The sequence below is a fragment of the Streptomyces sp. NPDC020996 genome, from assembly GCF_040641355.1.
GTDB lineage: Bacteria > Actinomycetota > Actinomycetes > Streptomycetales > Streptomycetaceae > Streptomyces.
Genome location: NZ_JBFADM010000037.1, coordinates 13,409 through 32,146, shown reverse-complemented (window position 1 = coordinate 32,146; position 18,738 = coordinate 13,409). Strand labels below are relative to the sequence as shown.

Annotated in this window: 23 protein-coding genes; 19 read left to right on the top strand and 4 right to left on the bottom strand. The window is 71.3% G+C overall.

Annotated elements, in window-relative coordinates:
* The 3 genes from AB0G63_RS24005 to AB0G63_RS23995 all read left to right on the top strand — a co-directional run bounded on the left by AB0G63_RS24005 (position 1) and on the right by AB0G63_RS23995 (position 1,540).
* Positions 1 to 846: a sulfurtransferase gene (locus AB0G63_RS24005; RefSeq protein WP_360753710.1), complete on the top strand. Its 846-nt coding sequence runs from the start codon at positions 1 to 3 to the stop codon at positions 844 to 846.
* 48 nt (positions 847 to 894) lie between these two features.
* Positions 895 to 1,182 carry a DUF1416 domain-containing protein gene (locus AB0G63_RS24000; RefSeq protein ID WP_004986406.1) on the top strand — a complete coding sequence of 96 codons (288 nt, stop codon included), beginning with the start codon at positions 895 to 897 and terminating at the stop codon, positions 1,180 to 1,182.
* 97 nt (positions 1,183 to 1,279) lie between these two features.
* Positions 1,280 to 1,540 carry a DUF3099 domain-containing protein gene (locus tag AB0G63_RS23995; RefSeq protein WP_360753708.1) on the top strand — a complete coding sequence of 87 codons (261 nt, stop codon included), beginning with the start codon at positions 1,280 to 1,282 and terminating at the stop codon, positions 1,538 to 1,540.
* 41 nt (positions 1,541 to 1,581) lie between these two features.
* On the opposite strand, the gene AB0G63_RS23990 is transcribed toward AB0G63_RS23995, so the two are convergent.
* Positions 1,582 to 1,944: a DsrE family protein gene (locus AB0G63_RS23990; protein ID WP_360753705.1), complete on the bottom strand. Its 363-nt coding sequence runs from the start codon at positions 1,942 to 1,944 to the stop codon at positions 1,582 to 1,584.
* A 101-nt stretch (positions 1,945 to 2,045) separates the two neighbouring features.
* Between AB0G63_RS23990 and AB0G63_RS23985 the strand changes: the two genes are divergently transcribed.
* The 8 genes from AB0G63_RS23985 (at position 2,046) to AB0G63_RS23950 (ending at position 8,101) form a co-directional block, all read left to right on the top strand.
* Positions 2,046 to 2,846 carry a hypothetical protein gene (locus tag AB0G63_RS23985; protein ID WP_360753704.1) on the top strand — a complete coding sequence of 267 codons (801 nt, stop codon included), beginning with the start codon at positions 2,046 to 2,048 and terminating at the stop codon, positions 2,844 to 2,846.
* Positions 2,847 to 3,049: 203 nt separating this feature from the next.
* Positions 3,050 to 3,820: a hypothetical protein gene (locus AB0G63_RS23980; protein WP_360753808.1), complete on the top strand. Its 771-nt coding sequence runs from the start codon at positions 3,050 to 3,052 to the stop codon at positions 3,818 to 3,820.
* Positions 3,817 to 4,779 (top strand): hypothetical protein, encoded by a 963-nt coding sequence (locus tag AB0G63_RS23975; RefSeq protein ID WP_360753702.1) that lies wholly within the window; start codon positions 3,817 to 3,819, stop codon positions 4,777 to 4,779. The genes AB0G63_RS23980 and AB0G63_RS23975 overlap by 4 nt, the downstream gene beginning before the upstream one ends.
* Positions 4,780 to 5,007: 228 nt before the next feature.
* Positions 5,008 to 5,583, top strand: coding sequence for an FABP family protein (locus AB0G63_RS23970; RefSeq protein ID WP_360753700.1), 576 nt, complete (start codon positions 5,008 to 5,010; stop codon positions 5,581 to 5,583).
* Positions 5,584 to 5,798: 215 nt separating this feature from the next.
* Positions 5,799 to 6,005 carry a hypothetical protein gene (locus AB0G63_RS23965; protein ID WP_360753697.1) on the top strand — a complete coding sequence of 69 codons (207 nt, stop codon included), beginning with the start codon at positions 5,799 to 5,801 and terminating at the stop codon, positions 6,003 to 6,005.
* On the top strand, positions 6,002 to 6,655 hold the full coding sequence (locus AB0G63_RS23960; RefSeq protein WP_360753694.1) for a restriction endonuclease subunit S: 654 nt from the start codon (positions 6,002 to 6,004) through the stop codon (positions 6,653 to 6,655). The genes AB0G63_RS23965 and AB0G63_RS23960 overlap by 4 nt, the downstream gene beginning before the upstream one ends.
* 32 nt (positions 6,656 to 6,687) lie before the next feature.
* Positions 6,688 to 7,125 (top strand): Fur family transcriptional regulator, encoded by a 438-nt coding sequence (locus tag AB0G63_RS23955; RefSeq protein ID WP_360753692.1) that lies wholly within the window; start codon positions 6,688 to 6,690, stop codon positions 7,123 to 7,125.
* Positions 7,126 to 7,135: 10 nt separating this feature from the next.
* Positions 7,136 to 8,101 carry a folate-binding protein gene (locus AB0G63_RS23950; RefSeq protein ID WP_360753690.1) on the top strand — a complete coding sequence of 322 codons (966 nt, stop codon included), beginning with the start codon at positions 7,136 to 7,138 and terminating at the stop codon, positions 8,099 to 8,101.
* Between the two features lie 50 nt (positions 8,102 to 8,151).
* On the opposite strand, the gene dtd is transcribed toward AB0G63_RS23950, so the two are convergent.
* Entirely contained in the window at positions 8,152 to 8,577 is a 426-nt protein-coding gene (gene dtd, locus AB0G63_RS23945) for a D-aminoacyl-tRNA deacylase (RefSeq protein WP_360753687.1), read from the bottom strand.
* A 191-nt stretch (positions 8,578 to 8,768) separates the two neighbouring features.
* Between dtd and AB0G63_RS23940 the strand changes: the two genes are divergently transcribed.
* The 3 genes from AB0G63_RS23940 (at position 8,769) to AB0G63_RS23930 (ending at position 12,130) form a co-directional block, all read left to right on the top strand.
* On the top strand, positions 8,769 to 9,377 hold the full coding sequence (locus AB0G63_RS23940; protein WP_360753684.1) for an aerial mycelium formation protein: 609 nt from the start codon (positions 8,769 to 8,771) through the stop codon (positions 9,375 to 9,377).
* Between the two features lie 171 nt (positions 9,378 to 9,548).
* Positions 9,549 to 10,802 carry a GNAT family N-acetyltransferase gene (locus AB0G63_RS23935; RefSeq protein WP_360753682.1) on the top strand — a complete coding sequence of 418 codons (1,254 nt, stop codon included), beginning with the start codon at positions 9,549 to 9,551 and terminating at the stop codon, positions 10,800 to 10,802.
* Positions 10,803 to 11,221: 419 nt separating this feature from the next.
* The gene (locus AB0G63_RS23930; RefSeq protein ID WP_360753680.1) at positions 11,222 to 12,130 is read left to right on the top strand and encodes a winged helix-turn-helix domain-containing protein; all 909 of its coding nucleotides are present in this window, start codon (positions 11,222 to 11,224) and stop codon (positions 12,128 to 12,130) included.
* 33 nt (positions 12,131 to 12,163) lie between these two features.
* Here the strand turns inward: AB0G63_RS23930 and AB0G63_RS23925 are convergent, their stop codons facing one another.
* On the bottom strand, positions 12,164 to 12,352 hold the full coding sequence (locus tag AB0G63_RS23925) for a hypothetical protein (RefSeq protein ID WP_324783544.1): 189 nt from the start codon (positions 12,350 to 12,352) through the stop codon (positions 12,164 to 12,166).
* Positions 12,353 to 12,556: 204 nt separating this feature from the next.
* Here AB0G63_RS23925 and AB0G63_RS23920 point away from each other — a divergent pair, with 204 nt between their 5' ends.
* Positions 12,557 to 13,447 (top strand): winged helix-turn-helix domain-containing protein, encoded by an 891-nt coding sequence (locus tag AB0G63_RS23920; protein ID WP_360753677.1) that lies wholly within the window; start codon positions 12,557 to 12,559, stop codon positions 13,445 to 13,447.
* Positions 13,447 to 14,178 (top strand): HAD family hydrolase, encoded by a 732-nt coding sequence (locus tag AB0G63_RS23915; protein WP_360753675.1) that lies wholly within the window; start codon positions 13,447 to 13,449, stop codon positions 14,176 to 14,178. Before AB0G63_RS23920 ends, AB0G63_RS23915 begins: the two co-directional genes overlap by 1 nt.
* Before the next feature lie 89 nt (positions 14,179 to 14,267).
* On the opposite strand, the gene AB0G63_RS23910 is transcribed toward AB0G63_RS23915, so the two are convergent.
* Positions 14,268 to 14,450, bottom strand: coding sequence for a hypothetical protein (locus tag AB0G63_RS23910; RefSeq protein ID WP_360753672.1), 183 nt, complete (start codon positions 14,448 to 14,450; stop codon positions 14,268 to 14,270).
* Between the two features lie 205 nt (positions 14,451 to 14,655).
* Between AB0G63_RS23910 and AB0G63_RS23905 the strand changes: the two genes are divergently transcribed.
* The 3 genes from AB0G63_RS23905 to AB0G63_RS23895 all read left to right on the top strand — a co-directional run bounded on the left by AB0G63_RS23905 (position 14,656) and on the right by AB0G63_RS23895 (position 18,715).
* On the top strand, positions 14,656 to 15,567 hold the full coding sequence (locus tag AB0G63_RS23905; RefSeq protein ID WP_360753670.1) for a GntR family transcriptional regulator: 912 nt from the start codon (positions 14,656 to 14,658) through the stop codon (positions 15,565 to 15,567).
* A 238-nt stretch (positions 15,568 to 15,805) separates the two neighbouring features.
* Positions 15,806 to 17,974: a phosphotransferase gene (locus AB0G63_RS23900; RefSeq protein WP_360753667.1), complete on the top strand. Its 2,169-nt coding sequence runs from the start codon at positions 15,806 to 15,808 to the stop codon at positions 17,972 to 17,974.
* A 36-nt stretch (positions 17,975 to 18,010) separates the two neighbouring features.
* The gene (locus tag AB0G63_RS23895; protein WP_360753665.1) at positions 18,011 to 18,715 is read left to right on the top strand and encodes a hypothetical protein; all 705 of its coding nucleotides are present in this window, start codon (positions 18,011 to 18,013) and stop codon (positions 18,713 to 18,715) included.
* The last annotated feature ends 23 nt before the right edge of the window (positions 18,716 to 18,738 follow it).

The following is an 18,738-nucleotide window of genomic DNA, read 5'->3' as shown; positions in this document are numbered from 1 at the left end:
ATGAGCCGCAGCGACGTCCTGGTAGACGCCGACTGGCTGCAGGACCACCTGGACGACCCGACGATCGCCATCGTCGAGGTCGACGAGGACACGTCCGCCTACGAGAAGAACCACATCAAGAACGCGATCCGCATCGACTGGACCAAGGACCTCCAGGACCCGGTCCGCCGTGACTTCGTCGACCAGGAGGGCTTCGAGAAGCTCCTGTCGGAGAAGGGCATCGCCAACGACCACACGGTCATCCTCTACGGCGGCAACAACAACTGGTTCGCGTCGTACGCCTACTGGTACTTCAAGCTGTACGGCCACGAGAGCGTCAAGCTCCTCGACGGCGGCCGCAAGAAGTGGGAGCTGGACGCCCGCGAGCTGGTCGACGGCTCCGAGGTGCCCGAGCGCGCGAAGACCGAGTACAAGGCCAAGCCGCAGGACACCTCCATCCGCGCGTTCCGCGACGACGTCGTGGCCGCGATCGGCGCGCAGAACCTGGTCGACGTGCGTTCGCCCGACGAGTTCTCCGGCAAGCTGCTCGCCCCGGCCCACCTGCCGCAGGAGCAGTCGCAGCGTCCGGGCCACGTCCCGAGCGCCCGCAACATCCCGTGGTCGAAGAACGCCAACGACGACGGCACGTTCAAGTCGGACGAGGAGCTGAAGGCCCTCTACACCGACGAGAACGTGGACCTCGCCAAGGACACGATCGCCTACTGCCGCATCGGCGAGCGCTCCGCCCTGACCTGGTTCGTCCTGCACGAGCTGCTCGGCGTCCAGAACGTCAAGAACTACGACGGCTCCTGGACCGAGTACGGCTCCCTCGTCGGCGTGCCGATCGAGCTCGGCGCCGCCAAGTAGGACCGCCCCCTTTCAACCGCCCCCCTTTCAAGACCTCTGGAGAAGCACATGTGTGGAGCGAAGGCCGGCGGCCCCGACGCCTCGACGATCAAGCCCGGTGAGACCACCATCCAGGGCCAGGTGACCCGCGACGGCGAGCCCGTGACCGGCTACGTCCGCCTCCTGGACTCGACCGGCGAGTTCACCGCGGAGGTTCCCACCTCCGCCACCGGACAGTTCCGCTTCTACGCGGCCGAGGGCACCTGGACCGTCCGCGCCCTCGTGCCCGGCGGCACCGCCGACCGCACGGTCGTCGCCCAGCAGGGCGGCCTCGCGGAGGTCGCGATCGCGGTCTGACGCCGCGCGCCGGAACTGGGGCCGCACCCCTCGGGTTGGACGCCTGGGTGCGGCCCTTCGGCGTGTCCGGATCCGTGTCCGGACCTACCCTGGAGTCATGTACGCGCGCCGACGGCACGTCTACTTCGCGATGATGGGCGTCTGCATCGCGCTGTTCGTCCTGGCCTGGGGCGTCGTCCGCATCTGGTCCGTCCCGGCGGCCGTGGCGATGTGCGTGGTGGCGATGGTCATCCCCCCGGTCGCCGCGATGGTCGCCAACCGCCGCGGCCCCGAGGACCGCTGGTGGGACGACCCGTCCGGCGACCCCACGTCCGACGAGTGGTGGGACGAACTGGACGGCAAGAAGCGCCCGCGGTGACGGCCGGGCCCCGCGTCTCACCGTCTCAGCGTCTCAGCGTCTCAGTAGACGAGCGCCTGCGTATCGTCCGCCAGGGCCTCCTGGACGAAGACCTGGGCGCCCGCGATGCGCACACCCTCGATGACGTCCTGCTCCGTGATGTCGCGGCGGGCCGCGCACTGCGTGCACAGGGTGACCTTGCCGCCGGCGAGCAGGGAGTCGAGCAGGTCGGGCAGCGGGGCGGCGTGCGGCAGCTCGAACTCGGCGGCCCGGCCCGGCAGGGCGAACCACGCCGATTCGCCGGTCAGCCACAGGGAGACGTCCACGCCGCTGGCCACGGCCACCGCCGCAACCGTGAACGCCTGCGAGCAGCGTTCGGGGGCGTCGGCCCCCGCCGTCACCTTGATCACGAGTTTCTTCGCCATGGCCGAATCGTAATCAACACCTCCACAACTCCGGCCGTGGGTCAGGAGTCTCCTGTGCGCACGCATGTGGCATGCGCGCTTCACGTTCCTGTGGGGGAGTCTTGGAAGTACCCGAAGAGGGACCCGACGCGCCGGCGGTCCCGGTCGCGTCCGTCGTGCCCGACGACGCGGACCCGGGTGCGCCCCGGCCCCGCCGTCGCCGTCGTCGCCGTACGATCCTGCTGATCGCCGGCGCCGCCCTGCTCGGCGTCGTCGCCGGCGCCTGCACCGGCTACCTGGTCCAGGCCGACCGCGAGCCCACCGCGCTGCCGTCCCTGTCGCAGCCGGAGCTCGCGCAGGCCGGGGGCCCCGGCCCCGAGCCGCTGCCTGCCTCGCTGGACCGCCGTCTGAAGACCGAGGGCGACCTGCGCAAGCTGCTGCTGAAGAAGCCGCGCGGCGCCAAGGACTCCGAGTGGCTGTCCCGGTCCCACGGCTGGATGGACACGGCCGACTACGCCGAGGAATTCCAGCAGCCGGCCGCCGAGTTCGGCAAGCTCGTCGGCGACGAGTTCCGCCGCGCCGCCGTCACCGGCTGGCGGAGCGGCTACCAGGCCGTCGAGATCCGGCTGGTCCAGTTCCGGCAGGAGGAGACCCCCGCGGCCTTCGACTCCGTCGAGAACCATCAGTTCTGGGCGGTGAACAAGGACGACACCGACAACAGCCGGCCGGTGCCCGGCACGGGCAGCGGCATGGCATACGCCCACCCCCGGCCCGAAACCCAGGTGGGCTCCGTGCCGCTGTACATGGCGGAGGCGCACGCCGTCCGCGGTGACGTCGCCATGGAGATCTGGATGTACGACACCCGGCCGATCCCCAAGGCGAAGATCGCGGACCTGGCCGAGCGGCAGATGGAGCGGCTGTGAGCGACAACCAGTACCGGCCGGACGCCGAGGCGAGCCCGGCCGAGCCTGCCCCGGCCGCGGGCACCGGCCCCGATTCCGCCCCGTCCGCGCCCGCTCCGGTGGGGCCTGCCGGGGCCGAGTCCGCGTCGGTCGAGTCCGCGTCGGTCGAGTCCGCGTCGGCGGGGGACACCCCGGCCGGGGCCGTTCCGGCCGAGGGCGGCGCGCTGCCCGGCCCGCTCGCCGGGAAGGGCCGTCGGCGTGGCCGGATCGCCGCCGTCGCCGGGTCCGTCCTGCTGGCCGCGGCCGTCGTCGCGGGCGTCGGGTACACCGTCGTCACCGTCGAGAACGCCGACCGGGACGCGGGCGCCCCCGTGTGGAAGCTCCCGAAGACGAAGCCCGCGGACACCGAGGCGGCGGACGCCAAGGGGCTCGCCGGGATGCTCGTGCCCTACGGCGCGGACGGCTGGAGCCGCGGCCCCGACATCGGCGAGTTCGGTTCCGACACGCAGCTCGGAGGCGCCCGGGCCACGGCCCTGCGCAAGGAGTGGGTGAGCGGACTGCCGCGCTCACAGCGCCGGGAGCTGGAGCGGCGGATCGACAAGCAGCGCATCCAGGGCATGGCGATGCGCAGCTACGTCAGCACCGACGAGAAGTCCTCGGTCTACACCAGCCGGGCGTCCACGGTGAGCATCCAGCTCGTGCAGATGGACAACAAGGCGGCCCTGCGCGACGCCGCGGAGTTCCAGCACGGGCTCCTCGACGCCCTCGGCGTCTTCCGGGACGGCCCGCGCGTCGAGGGCCACAAGAACGCCCGCTGCTTCCTGCCGCCCGTGGACAAGGACGAGAAGCTGGACACGATGTACTGCTCCGCCTACCAGGGAGACGTCCTGGTCACCCTCAGCGCCGACGGCGCCAAACCCCTGGAGGCCCGCGGGGTCGCGAGGCTGCTGAAGGAACAGCTGGACCGCATCGCCGAGCCGGGGAAGGCCGTATGACGGAGCAGACGGAGCAGACGGAGCAGACGGAAGTGACCGAGCAGCCGGACGTCACCGAGCAGGTCGTGCAGGCAGACCAGGTCGAGAAGGCAGAGCAGGCCGGCCCGCAGCCGCCCCTCGCCGTGCCGTCGGCGCCGTCCGCGCCGCCGCCCCTCACCGTGCCGCCGGCGCCGTCCGTGCCGCCCGCGCCCCGCAGGGACCGCCGCGTGCTGCGGGCCGTTCTGCGCTGGACCGCCGCCGTCGCCGTGTTCGCGGCGGCCGGGGCGGGAACGGCGTACGGGATCACGGCGATGGACCGGACGGACGTACCGGGTCTGGCGACCGCGTCCGACGGGCGCTGGGACTACCCGACGCTGACCAGGCCGCCGCTGCCGTCCGGCAGCCCGGGACCGCTCGCCCCGTCGAACAAGGCCGGCGCCCACTACGCCGACCTGCGCGCCCTCGTGCTGCCCGCGCCGAAGGGGGCGACCGAGGACCCGAAGCTGCGCGGGAAGGACGGCTGGCTGGCGACCGGCGACTTCCTCGCGGAGTACCCCGAGAAGGACGACCGCGACACGCTGCGCTGGAAGCTCGTCGACCACGCCCTGCGGCACATCGCGGCCCGCGGCTGGACCACCCCGGACGGCACCAGCACCCGGATCTACCTGCTCCACTTCGGCACCGCAGCCGTCGTGGACGACCTGCTCGACGACGGCGTCGCTCCGACCAGCGCCCCCGCCTTCCGGGTGCGCGGAGCGGACGCGTCCGCCTTCGACGAGGACTTCCCCGGAGCGGCCCGGGTCGACGGCGTCGAGCGCAGGTCCTACGTCGAGCAGGCGCCCTACGGCGGCGAGCAGGTGCGGCAGGCCTACCTGGCCGCCGGGGACGTCCTCGCGGTGATCGTGCAGTCCAGGAAGGGCGGCGCGAAGGCGGTGCCGTTCCAGCAGACCGTCACCCTGCAGAGCCAGCTGCTCGGCTGAGCCCCGCAACGGCGTACCTCACGGCGGAAGCCGGGGCCCGGCCGCGTAAGCTGGGCTCCGGTCCGTCTGTACCGCCACCCTGGTTCGTCCCAAGGAGCACCTCGTGCTGGAGTACTTCTACGAAGCCCTGCTGATCCTGGTCTGCGTCGGCGTCCTCGCCTTCGCCGGGCTGACCGTGAAGAAGCTGTACCAGGGCCAGCGCTGACCCACGTCTAGGAACCTCTCCTCATGATCGAGATCCCGTCCGACCTCCACAAGGACCTCGTACCCCTCGCCTTCCTGCTCGGCAACTGGGCCGGCGCGGGCGTGCACGACTTCCCCGGCTCGGAGAAGTGCAACTTCGGACAGGAGGTCACCTTCACGCACGACGGCAGGGACTTCCTGGAGTACCACTCCCGCACCTGGGTGCTGGACAACGACGGGAACAAGGTCCGTCCCCTGGAGTCCGAGTCCGGCTTCTGGCGGGTCGACGCCGGCCGCAAGGTCGAGGTCACGATGACCCGCGACGACGGCGTCATCGAGATCTGGTACGGCGAGCTGGCCGCCAAGAAGCCGCAGATCGACCTGGTCACGGACGCGGTGGCGCGCACGGCGGCCTCCCGCCCCTACAGCGGCGGCAAGCGCCTGTACGGCTACGTCAAGAGCGACCTGATGTGGGTCGGCGAGAAGCAGACGCCCGACGTCGAGCTGCGCCCCTACATGTCGGCGCACCTGAAGAAGGTCGTCACCCCCGAGGAGGTCGAGCGCTGGGCCAAGGCCCTGCCCGACGACCTGCCCGACGACGGGATCGCCTTCTTCAAGTAGTCCTCCGGCGCCTTCACCGGCTCCCTCACGTCCCCCGTGCCGCAGTGGCCTGGGGGACGTTCTGCTCGTCGGGTCCCCTGGAGCGTGTGCAGCTCAGGGGTTAACGGAATTCATTGCATGGCAATGCGCTTGCAAGGTGATGGCTCGCGTGGCCACAGTGGCGATGTCGTCGAGGGCGAGTGCCAAGCGTCGCGTGCCTGAGCCTGGCCGTGCCGGTGCCTGACATCGTGGACCAGCGCCACAGTCTGGACCCCGCGCGGTACGTCCGTCCGCCCGGCCACGGCTCGGCCGCCGGCGCGCCCGGCCCGGACGAGACCCGGGACGTCCTGGCGAGACTGTCCGAGGAGCTTGCGAGCCTGCACGCGCGGGCGGAGGCGGCCGACGCCGAAGCGGCCAGGCGGCTCAGGAGGTACGGACTGTGACGACGGCCGGCGAACTCGTGCCGCCGCCCGGCTGGTCGCGCAGGCCCCTGGCAGAGCTGTGCCTGTCCATCGGCACGGGCCCGGCCCGACGCCCCGAGGACAAGGGACGTACCCGGGCGGACGGCGGAGTTCCCCTGGTACTGCCCCGCGATCTGCACGGCCGGCGGATCGTCACCGAGGATGCCCCAACCGTACCGGCGATCTCCTGGGACCGGGCACGCACGCCGGCGAAGTACGAGTTGGCCGAAGGGGACGTCCTGCTCACCCGGACGGGCACCGTGGGCCGCTGCGCCCTGGTCACCGGGGAGCACGCGGGCTGGCTTTTCCACCCCAACCTGGTCCGGCTCAGGCTGCCGGAGGCGGGACCGGTCGGAGCCGCGTATCTCGTCGCCTGGCTGAGCGCGACGGCCGCACAGGAGTGGATCACAGCCCGCACGGTGAGGGCGGTCATCCCCTCGCTGAGCATCCGCACCCTGGGCGAGCTGCCCGTCCTCCTCCCGTCGGCCGCCGAGCAGGCGGCCATCGGTGCCACGCTCGCCGCTCTCGACGACAAGATCCAGGCGCACGCGGAGATCGCTCGCGTGACCCGCGCCTACCGCGGCGCGCTCGCCGACGCCCTGCTGAACGGCGTCCTGTCGGCCGAGCCGTGAGACCCGGTCCGCCCCGCCCTAGACTTGGGTGCGTGGTGAGCACCGACTGGAAGAGCGACCTGAGGCAGCGCGGCTACCGGCTGACGCCGCAGCGCCAGCTTGTCCTCGAAGCAGTGGACACCCTGGAGCACGCGACCCCCGACGACATCCTCGTAGAGGTGAGGAAGACGGCGTCGGGGGTCAACATTTCCACCGTCTACCGCACCCTGGAGCTGCTGGAGGAGCTGGGGCTGGTCTCGCACGCCCACCTCGGGCACGGGGCGCCCACCTACCACCTCGCCGACCGCCACCACCACATCCACCTGGTCTGCCGCGACTGCCAGAACGTCATCGAGGCGGACGTCCAGGTGGCGGCCGAGTTCACCGCGAAGCTCCGGCGGGAGTTCGGCTTCGAGACGGACATGAAGCACTTCGCGATCTTCGGCCGCTGCAAGGACTGCTCCCGCAAGGGGTCAACTGCCAAGTCGTAGGCTTGTGTCCATGAAAAGCCCCCTGCTGTCCCTGCCCGGCGCCGTCCCCGCCGAGGGTGTGGACGAAGGCGTCGCCGCCCACTACGGCGACCTGTTCCGCGAGCAGCGCGCCCTCGCCGACGGCACCGGCTTCGTCGACCTCTCCCACCGCGGCGTCGTCACCGTCTCCGGCGAGGACCGGCTGAGCTGGCTGCACCTGCTGCTCACCCAGCACGTCAGCGAACTGCCGGCCGGCCAGGCCACCGAGGCGCTGATCCTGTCCGCGCACGGCCACATCGAGCACGCGCTGTACCTCGTGGACGACGGCGCGACGGTCTGGGCCCACGTCGAGCCCGGCACCCAGGAGGTGCTGATCGCGTACCTGGAGTCGATGAAGTTCTTCTACCGGGTCGAGGTCGCCGACCGCACGGACGAGTTCGCGGTCGTCCACCTGCCGGCCGGCTCGATCGCCGAGGTGCCCGAGGGCGTCGTGGTGCGCGAGACGCCCTACGGCCGCGACCTGTTCCTGCCCCGCGCGGAGCTGGAGTCCTGGGCCGCGCAGGCCGGGCCGCCGGCCGGGATACTCGCCCACGAGGCGCTGCGCGTCGAGCAGCACCGCCCGCGCCTCGGCTTCGAGACCGACCACCGTACGATCCCGCACGAGCTGGGCTGGATCGGCACCGCGGTGCACCTGCAGAAGGGCTGCTACCGCGGCCAGGAGACGGTCGCCCGCGTGCAGAACCTCGGAAAGCCCCCGCGTCGCCTGGTCTTCCTGCACCTGGACGGCAGCGAGGTCCACCTGCCGCCGCACGGCACCGAGATCCGGCTCGCGGACGAGGGCCCCGACGGCCGCAAGATCGGCTTCGTCACGACGTCCGCCCGCCACCACGAGCTGGGCCCGGTCGCGCTGGCCCTGGTCAAGCGGAACGTCCCGCTGGACGCGCGGCTGGTGGCGGGGGACACGGCGGCCGCCCAGGAAACGGTCGTGGAGCCGTAGACCGACCGGTCCCGCGTCCGCTCCGAGGGGCCTGAGATGTCCAGCAGGACTCAGATGTCCAGCAGGACGGTGAACGGGCCGTCGTTCGTCAGCGACACCCGCATCCGCGCGCCGAAGCGGCCCGTCGCCACCGTCGCGCCCAGCGCGCGCAGCTGGGCGACCACCTCGTCGACCAGCGGTTCGGCGACGTCGCCGGGGGCGGCCGCGTTCCAGGTGGGGCGGCGGCCCTTGCGGGCGTCGCCGTACAGGGTGAACTGGCTGATCACGAGCAGCGGGGCGTTGACGTCGCTGCACGACTTCTCGTCGTGCAGCATCCGGATCGACCACAGCTTGCGGGCGAGCTGGGCCGCCTTCTCCTTGGTGTCCTCGTGTGTCACGCCGACCAGGACGCACAGTCCCTCGCCGGTGATCTCCCCGACGGTCTCGCCGTCCACGACGACGCTCGCGCCGTCCACCCTCTGCACCACTGCACGCATGCGCCCCATGATGCCGTGCGGCCGTGGGCGGCCCGCACCGGGCTTCCGGGCGGGTCCGGAAAGCTTCCCGGGGGACCTGTTTCTGACCTCAACCCCCTCATGTGGGGCCGATCGGGGGCACTCGGTCACATAGCGGCCACTTGGGGTGGCACGATGCTCCCACACGCCGGTCGAGGGGACGGTAGAGGCACATGAGAACTTCGAGTACCGGGCAGCCGTCCGGGCCCGTCGCGCTGACCGACGCGACGGGCCCCGGCACGCTCCGGCCGCCCGCGCAGCGCACCGACAGTCCGGGCCCGTTTCTGCCCGCCGACGCGCCGGAGCACGAGCTGACCGTGCTGAGCCTGCCCGAGCTGCGCGCCCTGCGCCGGGACGCGCAGCGCGACGAGGCCGACCTCAGTTACGTACGGCGGCTGCTGCAGGGCCGGGTCGACATCCTGCGGGCGGAGCTGGCCCGCCGGTCCCCCGCGGGCGCGGGCTCCGTCGTCGAGCGGCTGTCCGAGATCCTCGCCGACGGCCCCGCCCGGCACCGTTCCTCGGCCCGCCACGTGACGCTGGGCACGCCGCACGGCGAGGAGTACCGGCGGCTGGCCGCCGACATGCTCGCCGAGGTGGAGCTGTCGGACCTGGGCGCGCGCACGGACCAGGAACTGCAGACCGCGATGAGGCGGCTGGAGCGCTACGAGCAGCAGGTCTCCCGGCGACGGCAGCTGCTGCAGCGCACCGCGGACGACTGCGGCGGCGAGATCGCGCGCCGGTACCGCGAGGGGGAGGCCCAGGTGGACGACCTGCTGACGTGAGGGCGGCGGCGACCGCTCGGGGACGCGCTCAAGCGCGCTCGAGCACGCGCTCAGGGACGTGCTCGGGGACGTGCTCGGGGACCCGCTCAGGGATCCGCTCAGGGATCCGCTCGAGGACGTGCGGGCGAAATCCGCGCGACACCCCCGCGGCCGTGCGCCTACCGTGCTGCCATGAGCCGAGCCGCCGACATCGACGTACGCCCCGTCACCGAGGCCGAGTACCCCGAGTGGCTGCGTGCCCTGAGGACCGGGTTCCTGCAGCGGCCGACCGTCTCCGATGACGAACTCAAGGCACGCGCGACCCAGTTCGAGCCCGGCCGTTACCTGGGCGCCTTCGACGGGGGCCGCTGCGTGGCGACCTTCCGGTCCTTCGCGCAGGAGGTCACGGCGGTCGGCGGCGCCCCGGTGCGGGCCGACGCGGTCTCCATGGTCACCGTCACCGCCACCCACCGCCGCCGCGGCCTGCTCACCCGGATGATGACCCGGGACCTCGTGGCCGCCAAGGAGCGCGGGGACGTGGTCGCCACGCTGATCGCCGCCGAGTACTCGATCTACGGCCGCTTCGGCTTCGGCCCCGCCACCCACCAGACCGAGTGGACGGTCGACGTCCCGCGCGCCGGCCTCGACGCCCGCGGGCCCGTCCTCGCGGACGGCGGCCGCGTCGACCTGGTGGACGGCGACGAGGTGCGCAAGATCGGCCCCGAGCTGCACGAGCGGGTACGCCGCGCCACACCGGGCGCCGTCAGCCGCGGCGACTGGTGGTGGCAGCTCAACACGGGCGCCGTGCGCGTCGACCCGAAGTGGACCGAACCGTTCTGGGCGGTCCACCGCGCGGCCGACGGCACGGTCGAGGGCCTCATGGCGTACGAGGTGGACGACCGGTGGGGCGACGCCAAGCAGCCGCTGAACACGGCGAGCGTGCGGTCCCTGATCGCGTCGACCCCGGCCGCCGAGCGCGCCCTGTGGCACTACCTCTGCTCGATCGACTGGGTCACCCGGGTCAAGAGCGGCTCGCGGGCCCCCGACGACCTGCTCCCCCTTCTGCTGCCCGACCCGAGGGCCGCCCGCATCACCACGCAGGCGGACTGGCTGTGGGTGCGCATCCTGGACGTCGAACGCGCGCTCCGGGCGCGGACGTACGAGGGGACCGGCTCGCTGGTGCTGGAGGTGACCGACCGTGCCGGCCTCACCGGCGGCCGCTACCGGCTGGAGGCGTCCGCGGTGGGCGCGTCCTGCACGCCCACCCGTGACCGTGCCGAACTGACCCTGGACGTCGCCGAACTGGCGACCCTGTGGCTGGGCGACGAGTCGGCGGTGCGGCTGGCGGCGCTGGGCCGGGTCCGGGAAGAACGAGCGGGCGCCGCCCTGGTGGCCGACGCCCTGCTGCGCACGTCCAGGCGACCGTGGTGCCCGGACATATTCTGACGCTCCTTTCGCCGGTGACGGTGGACTCATCCGTAGCGTGCTCTTCAGTTGTGGCTGTGCTGTTCAGTTGTGGCTGTGCTGTGGAGTTGTGGCTGTGCGGGTGCTGCTGTTCGGTTGTCGGTGTTCGGTTGTGACGGTGCCGTTCGTGCGGGCCGACCGAGCTCCCGGCTCCCCTCCGGAAGGGAACGCGGTCGACCGGATCCGTGGCGGCCGAGCCGGTGCGGCGCGGCCGGTGTCGTCCGGACCGGGCGTGCTCCCCGTGACGCGACGTCCCAGGACCTTTGGCCAACCATCCTGAAGCACGACCATGTTGCTCAAGTTGGCGACCAACTTGTCTGTAGTTATCTCCGCTTGGAAGCGTCTCATAACCACCTTCGCATGAACTGCCGCAAGATGGCGGGAAGTTGTAGTGTTCTGGTGTGGACCCGAAACACGCCTCCGTCAATGGGCGGGAACGGTCACAGCGGCCACAGAAGACACACCGTGAAGTGGCCGACGAGCTGCGTGCCCGCATCCGCTCGGGCCGGCTCCGCGCCGGTCAGCGCATGCCCACGCAGGCGAAACTCGCCGACGAGTTCGGCGTCGAACGCGGCGCCGTACGCCAGGCCCTGCGCATCCTGCAGTCGGAGCACCTGCTGACCAACGTCTCCAAGGGCGCTCCGGCCACCGTCGCCCCCGATCCGGGTCTCACCGACGCCCTGACCGGCCCCGCGGCCCTGCCGATGCCCACGACGGTCGCTCTGGCCCCGCGGATCGCGGCCGCCTTCGCCGCCCCGCACGTCGAGATCGACGCCCTCTGCCTGACCTCGGTGTCCCTCACCCTCGCCATCGGCGAGCCGCTGCGCCGGATCCACGCCGGACAGCTGAAACCGGCCAAGGTCGACGTCCGGGTGCTGCTGCCCAGCCGCGACATCGACCTGGCCTTCCCGACCCCGGTGGACCCCTCCGCCGACGGCCGGCTCCAGCGCCGCTGGCTGGCCCAGCGCAACGCCCAGGGGCAGGTGCTCAAGCACAACCTGCTGGCCCTGCGCTCCACGCACGGCATCGACGTACGCGTCGCCTTCCGCGCGCTGCCCTTCACCCCGCCGGTGAAGCTGTACCTGCTCAACGGCACCGAGGCCCTGTTCGCGTACTACACGCTCACCCGGCGCGAGGCGGAGATCGACCAGGAGCACCTGGAGATGTACGACGCCGAGGGCACCCAGTCGATGCTGTTCGCCTTCGAGCAGGGTGCCGGCCTGCGCGACACGACGTTCGTGGAGCAGTCGCACCTGTGGTTCAACGCACTGTGGGAGACGATCAGCTCGGAGCTGCTGCTCACGGGCTGACGTCTCCCACGGACGGCCGGACCGGGCTTCCCCTCACAAGGCGGGACCCGCGACCAGCAGGGCGAGCAGTACCGCCCCGACGGAGCTGACGGTCGGGTTCTTGGCCTTGATCCCCGTGGTGAGCAGGAGCAGGCCGATGACGCCGACGGCGCCGTACTTCCAGGTGACGAGCTGCTCGAAGCCGACGACGAGGACCGCCGACAGCAGGGCGAGGGCAGGCATGGTGGTTCCCCCTTCAGGCGTGGGCAGGACGGGCGTGGGGGGTGCGAGGCGGAAGAAGTCGGACGGACGGGGAAGCAACGGGAGGCAAACCCTCCGCCAACTCGACCAAGTTGGTAACCAACTCTGCCTATGTTGTCCCCACTTGGCAGCCAGTCATAAACAACTTTCAAACAACTCCCCGTAGATGGGAGTAAGTTGTACCGTTTGGTCGTGACTCAGGAGAACGTGGCGGAGAACGTGGCAGTGAACGGCGACAGGAAGCTCTCCCCGCAGGAGATCGCCGGCATCCTCCGGGACCGGATCCGCAGCGGTGACCTGAAGGCAGGGGACCGCCTGCCCACCCAGGCCGAACTCGCGGTCGAGTTCGGCGTGGAGCGGGGCACCGTGCGCCAGGCCCTCCGGGCGCTCCAGGAGGACGGCCTCCTCAGCAACGTCAGCAAGGGCAGCCCGCCGAGGATCGCGGAGCCGGCGCCCGACCGGAGCGAGCCCCAGCCCACGATGGTGGGGCTGGCCCCGCGCCTCGCCGAGGCGTTCTCGGCCCCGCGGGTCCGCGTGGACGCCGCCTGCCTCACGGCGGAGACCCTCATGCTCGCCCTGGGCGAGCCGGTCCGGCTGATCCACCAGGGCCGGATCCGCCCCGAGTCGATCGACGTGCGCATCCTGCTGCCCAGCCGCAAGATCGACCTCGCCTTCCCGGTGCCGGTGGACGGCCGCGGCGAGGACGACGCCGTGCACCAGCGCTGGCTCACCCAGCGCAACGCCCAGGTGCAGGTCCTGCGGCACAATCTGTGGGCGTTGCGCTCCTCGCACGGCATCGACGTGCGCGTGACCTTCCGCGCGCTGCCCTTCACCCCGCCGGTGAAGCTGTACCTGCTCAACGGCACCGAGGCGCTGATCGCGTACTACATGATCACCCGGCGCGAGGAGGAGTGGGACAGCGGCACCCTGGAGATGTACGACGCCCTGGGCGGCAAGTCGCTGCTGTTCTCCTTCGAGCAGCGCTCCGGCCGGCGGGACGCGGCGTTCGTCGAACAGTCCCAGAAGTGGTTCGACGCCCTCTGGGAAACCATCACGACGGACCTGACACTCTCCTAGTGACTTCCGATACGGCGCAGACTGAACCGGTGACGGCAGAGACAGAGAACCTGCGTGAGCTGATCACCGAGGCCCGCTTCGTCCTGTTCGACTTCGACGGCCCCATCTGCCGTCTCTTCGCGGGGCACACGGCGGAGAGCGTGGCCAAGGAACTGGTGGACTGGCTGGAGCTGCAGGGGCTGAGAGAGCTGCTGACGGAGGAGGAGCGGGTCCACCCCGACCCGATGGTCGTCCTGTACGCCGTCAACCGGAGGCATCCGCGCAGCGACCTGGTGACCGAGCTGGAGGAACGGCTCACGCAGCAGGAGCTCAAGGCGGTCGCCTCCGCCATGCCGACCGCGTACGCGGACCCGCTGATACGCACCTGGACCGCCGTGGGCGGCAGGCTGGCGGTCGCCAGCAACAACTCGCCCCGCACGGTGACGGAATACCTCTCCGTCCGCGGCCTGGCCGACTGCTTCGCCCCGCACGTCTACGGACGCACCGGCGAACTCGACCTCCTCAAGCCCCACCCGCACTGCCTCAACCGGGCGCTGAACGCCATGGGCGCCGCCCCCTCCACCGCCCTCATGATCGGCGACGCCCCCACGGACCTCCTGGCCGCCGAGCGGGCGGGAGTGCCGTTCCTCGGCTACGCGCGCAACCCGTACAAGGAGCGGCAGCTGAGGGACGCGGGCGCCCGCACCGTCGTGGCGTCCCTGGAACCCGTACTGAGAGCGCTGCTGGGTTAGGGCCTGTCCGGCGGATCATGCTGGAGACGCGTGGTCACCTGGGTTGGAAGGCGCCGCCGGTTTCCTCCGACCTGATCCGCCGGACAGCCCTAGGCCTGAGTCATCAGGAGCACGAAGACCACGGCGCCGGCCGACAGGCAGGCGGTGTCGCGCGCACGGAAGCCGGTGCCCAGCAGGAACAGGCACAGCAGCCCGAGGGGCCCGAACCGGGACGTCAGCAGCTGCTCGGTGCCCAGTGCCATGACGGTGCCCACCAGTTGGAGGAAGACCACGGGACCCCACCCCTTTCACTTGTCTTCACTTCTCTGACAACCGATCAACAACCCTTCCAATTGGACTGGTTGCTTTGAATTGGATGTGCCCTGACCGCTTGATCCCTTAACTGCCTTTCACATCTCGCCCGCCCAACCGTCCAATCCTGCCGCCAATGTGGCCGAAAGCGGTTTGCCCCACCGCTCGAAGAGGTACGGTCGCGGTGTGAGCACAGAGCGTGGCGACGGCGGCGGGAAGGGCTCCAGCTCCCTTCTGGAGGACCTGCGGGCTCGTATCGCCGACGGCACCTACCCCCTGGGCGGCCTCCTGCCGACGCAGCGGGAGCTGGCCGAGGAGTTCGGCATCTCGCGCGACACCGTGCAGCGCGTGCTGCGTGAGCTGAAGAGCGAAGGCTGGATCGAATCCCGCCAGGGCAGCGGCTCACGGGTCGTCAAGAGCCCCATACACTCCGGCCGGGAGCCGCAGGCGGCGCCACGGCTGCGTGCGGCGCTCGGGCCGTTCGTCGCCCGGGCCTTCGCCCAGCCGGTCGTCCGGCTGGACGTCTTCACCCTGACGTCCGAGAGCCTGGACGCGCACGTCCGGCTGCAGGCCGAGCGCATCCGCACCGGGGAGATCGCCACCCCCGAACGCATCGAACTGCGGATGCTGCTGCCTTCCGAGAAGCTGGAACTGCCGTATCCGCGAGCGATGCCCCCGGCCGAGGAGGGGACCGCGGCGGAGCAGCCGGCCGCGCTTCAGGAGCGCATCCAGGAGCGACTGCGCGGCATCACCCGGCGGCACACGACCTCGTTGCGGTCGGCGCTGCGGGACCTGGAGACGGAGGGCGTGGTGCCGTCCGTGGACGTGCAGGTCCGGCAGGTCCCGTTGGTCCCCGCCTTCAAGCTGTACCTGCGCCGGGGCGCGGAGGCGCTGTTCGGGCCCTACGAGGTGGTCGAGCGCCCCATCCTGCTCGACGACGGGACCGAGATCGACGCCCTGGACGTCCTGGGCCTCGGCTCGACGCTGACCCGGCACGTGAACGACGAGGGCGACCCCAACTCCACCGGGTCCGTCTTCATGGAGAGCATGCAGACCTGGTTCGACTCCTGCTGGGAGCGGCTCGCCACCCCGCTGTGAGCCGCCGGTGTCCGCGGCACCGGGGCCGGGGGCGCGCCGGTGTCCGGTCTCCCCGCCTCAGCAGGCGCCTCACGAGTCGACGTGGTTGGCCGTCCTCCCGGCTCGCGGGGCACTACAGTGTGCGCACCCCGTCGCGACGCAGGGACATCGGTGGCGTCGTAGAGCTATTCAGGAGTGACCTTTGGGCGGTCCACCCAGGACGTCCGCATCGGTGCGTGACACGGCGTTCGATCGCCTCGTGTCGCACGCCACGGAGCAGGGCGAGGCCAGCCGGGGCCACCACAACCTCAACCACGTGGTGCGGCCCCCCGGGGACGTCGTGGCCCTGTTCCCCGCCCTGGCGGGACACGACCGGGTGACCGTGCGGCGGCGGATCCGGACGGCGCTGCCCGTGGTGATCAGGACCTGGCAGGACGAGGCGGAGATCCTCGGCGCGGTGCGCGGCGTGCTCCCGCACGTTCCGCAGTGCCTGGTCAAGCGGGGGGACGTGACCGTCCTCAGCTATGTGCGGGGCGTCCCGCTGTCCGCCATCTGCCGCAACGGCAAGCCGGTGGAACCGCATCTGGTCGCCGCCCTCGCCGGCCTGCTGGCGGACATGACACAGGTGCGCAGAAAGGATCTGCCACCGCTGCCGCAGTCCTGGCCCCGCACCAGCCGGGACAGCCGGGCCTTCCTGCGGGCGCTGGCGCAGGCCACGGAGGAGCAGGTCAGTCAGCCCAATTGGGCCGAGTTCGGCGGACTGTTCGCGATGCTCGGGATCAGGGAGGACGCCATGGCGCGCTTCGCCGAACGCGTCCCGGCGCTGATCAGTCGCCCGTTCAGCCTGCTCCACACCGACCTGCACCGCGACAACGTCATCTTCTCGTACGACGGCGACCCGCCCCTGATCTGTGTGGACTGGGAGCTGGCCACCTACGGTGACCCGGTGCACGACCTGGCCACCCACATCGTGCGGATGCAGTACCCGCGCGAGCAGCGGCAGGAGGTCGTCGACGCCTGGGTCGAGGCCATGGGGCGGCGGCGGCTCAAGGCGGTCAACGGCGCCCGGCGGGATCTGCGCCACTACGTGGCCTTCGAACACGCGCAGTCCGTCTATCCCGACGTGATGCGTGCGGTGACCTCGCTGGGCGACAAGTTCGACCAACGGGACCTGGACGCCGCGACGCACGCGGTGCACCACGCGCTGAAGGCGGCGGCCGAGCCGCTGCGCCTGAAGAGCGTGCCGGACGAGAAGGCGATCGAGGGGATCCTCGTGCGCTGGAACACCTCGCACGGCAAGCGGCACAGCCGGGACAGGGGTGCGATGGCCATCCCCTGCTGGCGCGATCCACGGGTCCCGGAGAGCCACCGGTTCCCCGCCTGGGCGGTCAGGGAGGCGCTTTTCGAGGAGGGTGCCGCGCCGGCGGACCATGTGTTCAAGGGGACCGCGCACCTCAGCACCGCGGTGCGGGTGCGGGGCATTCCGTTCCCGGTCATGGTGCGGCGGAAGGCGGGCACCGCCCATCCGCGCGAGCGGCGCTTCCTCAACGAGCATGCCGTGCTCCGGGCGATCGAGAAGTCCGGAGTGCGGGTGAACGCCCCGCGCGTGCTGGCCCTGGGCACGAGTCACCGCCATCGGGACCAGTTCACCATCCACACCTTCGAGGGCCCGCGGGGCGAGATCCGCCCGCCGGACCACCCGGTGGACGGCCTGCGGCCGCACGAGGCGGACGACCTGGTCGACCAGCTGCGCGCGCTGACCTCGGTCGACTGCTACGAGCTCGGCCCGGAGACGCTGGGCCAGGACTTCTACCAGGGGCTGCGCGGAGAGCTGCTGCGCATGGTGGCCGAACTGCCCAAGGAGACGCTGGCGCTCGCCAGGGAGCTGGGACTGCCCGGGAACATCGTCCGCCTCGGGGAGATCCTCGACCGGCACCTGCCGACTCCGCGCAGGGCCGTCCTGCTGCACGGCGACCTCAACCCCTGGAACCTGATCCGCCAGACGGACGGTACGGGACTCACCCTGATCGACTGGGAAATGGCCATAGTGGGTGACCCCCTCTACGACCTGGTCCGGCACATCCACCTCACACCGACACTCCCGGACATCCGGGAGCGCCTCTTCGCCCGCTGGTCCCGGCTGCTGCCGGAGGACTGCACGAAGGGCTGGCGCGACGACTGGCGGGTGTACCGCTGGATCGAGACCGTCCGCTCCGCCTACGTGGACCTGGACCGACTGGTCACCGGCGACGCCCTCGAAGCCCCGAACGTCCGGCGGGCCGTGGACACGTACGCCATGACCCTGAAGTCGGCGACCGCGGTGCTCGGGCTCAAGGACCGGACGACGACCAATCCCTATCTTGCCCTTGCCCTGCCGCGTGCCGACCATGAAGAGGCGCCGGCGTACGGGGCGCCCATGGAGGTGTGACCCGCGGACGGTGCGGAGTGCGGGGGAGGGCTGCGCGTGTCCGGTGGCGGGAACGGCATACCCGACGACGGTGTGGGCGAGAGACTGAGGCGCTTCCAGGCGCGCTTCGAGCCGGCGATCACCCGTGTGCTGTTGCCGGGCGGCTTCGTGACCGAGACGTTCCGGGCCCGGGAGGTGGAGATCAGCTTCCTCGGCTACCCGGGCGAGACGCTCTACAACGCCCTCTACCACCGGCTGGAAGCTCTCCTCGACGACCCCGGTCCGACGAGACGCGTCTCCATCAGGTTCCTGGTGCCGGACTTCCAGAAGCCCATGAGCGTGCCCTCCCGGGTGGGACCCGACGGCGCGCCGGTGGACGACGAGAGGTTCCGCAAGCGTCTGGAGCTGAAGTGCCGCGAATACGACCGGACCCTGTCGGCGATCGCGCAACGGCTCACCGCGGTGGGACGGACGACGGCGGAGTGCGAGTACCGCTGCTGCCCCGGTATCCCCAGGGACAAGATCTGCATCTTCAACCGGGAGTCGGTGCTGCATGGCCTGTACGACGTGGTGGCCCGCACCAGGGGCTACGGCACCGAACCCGACTACTACGACCCCAAGGGGTACCGCACCGACCTGAATATGTGGTCACGCCGGGACGGTGAGGACTCCAAGGCGGCCGTCGCCACCTGGAGCAAGCACTTCGACGACCTGTGGGGCCTGGCCGCGAAACCACCGTGGCGCCGGGGCACGGCACCCTGACACCCACCCCCGGCCGCACCCGG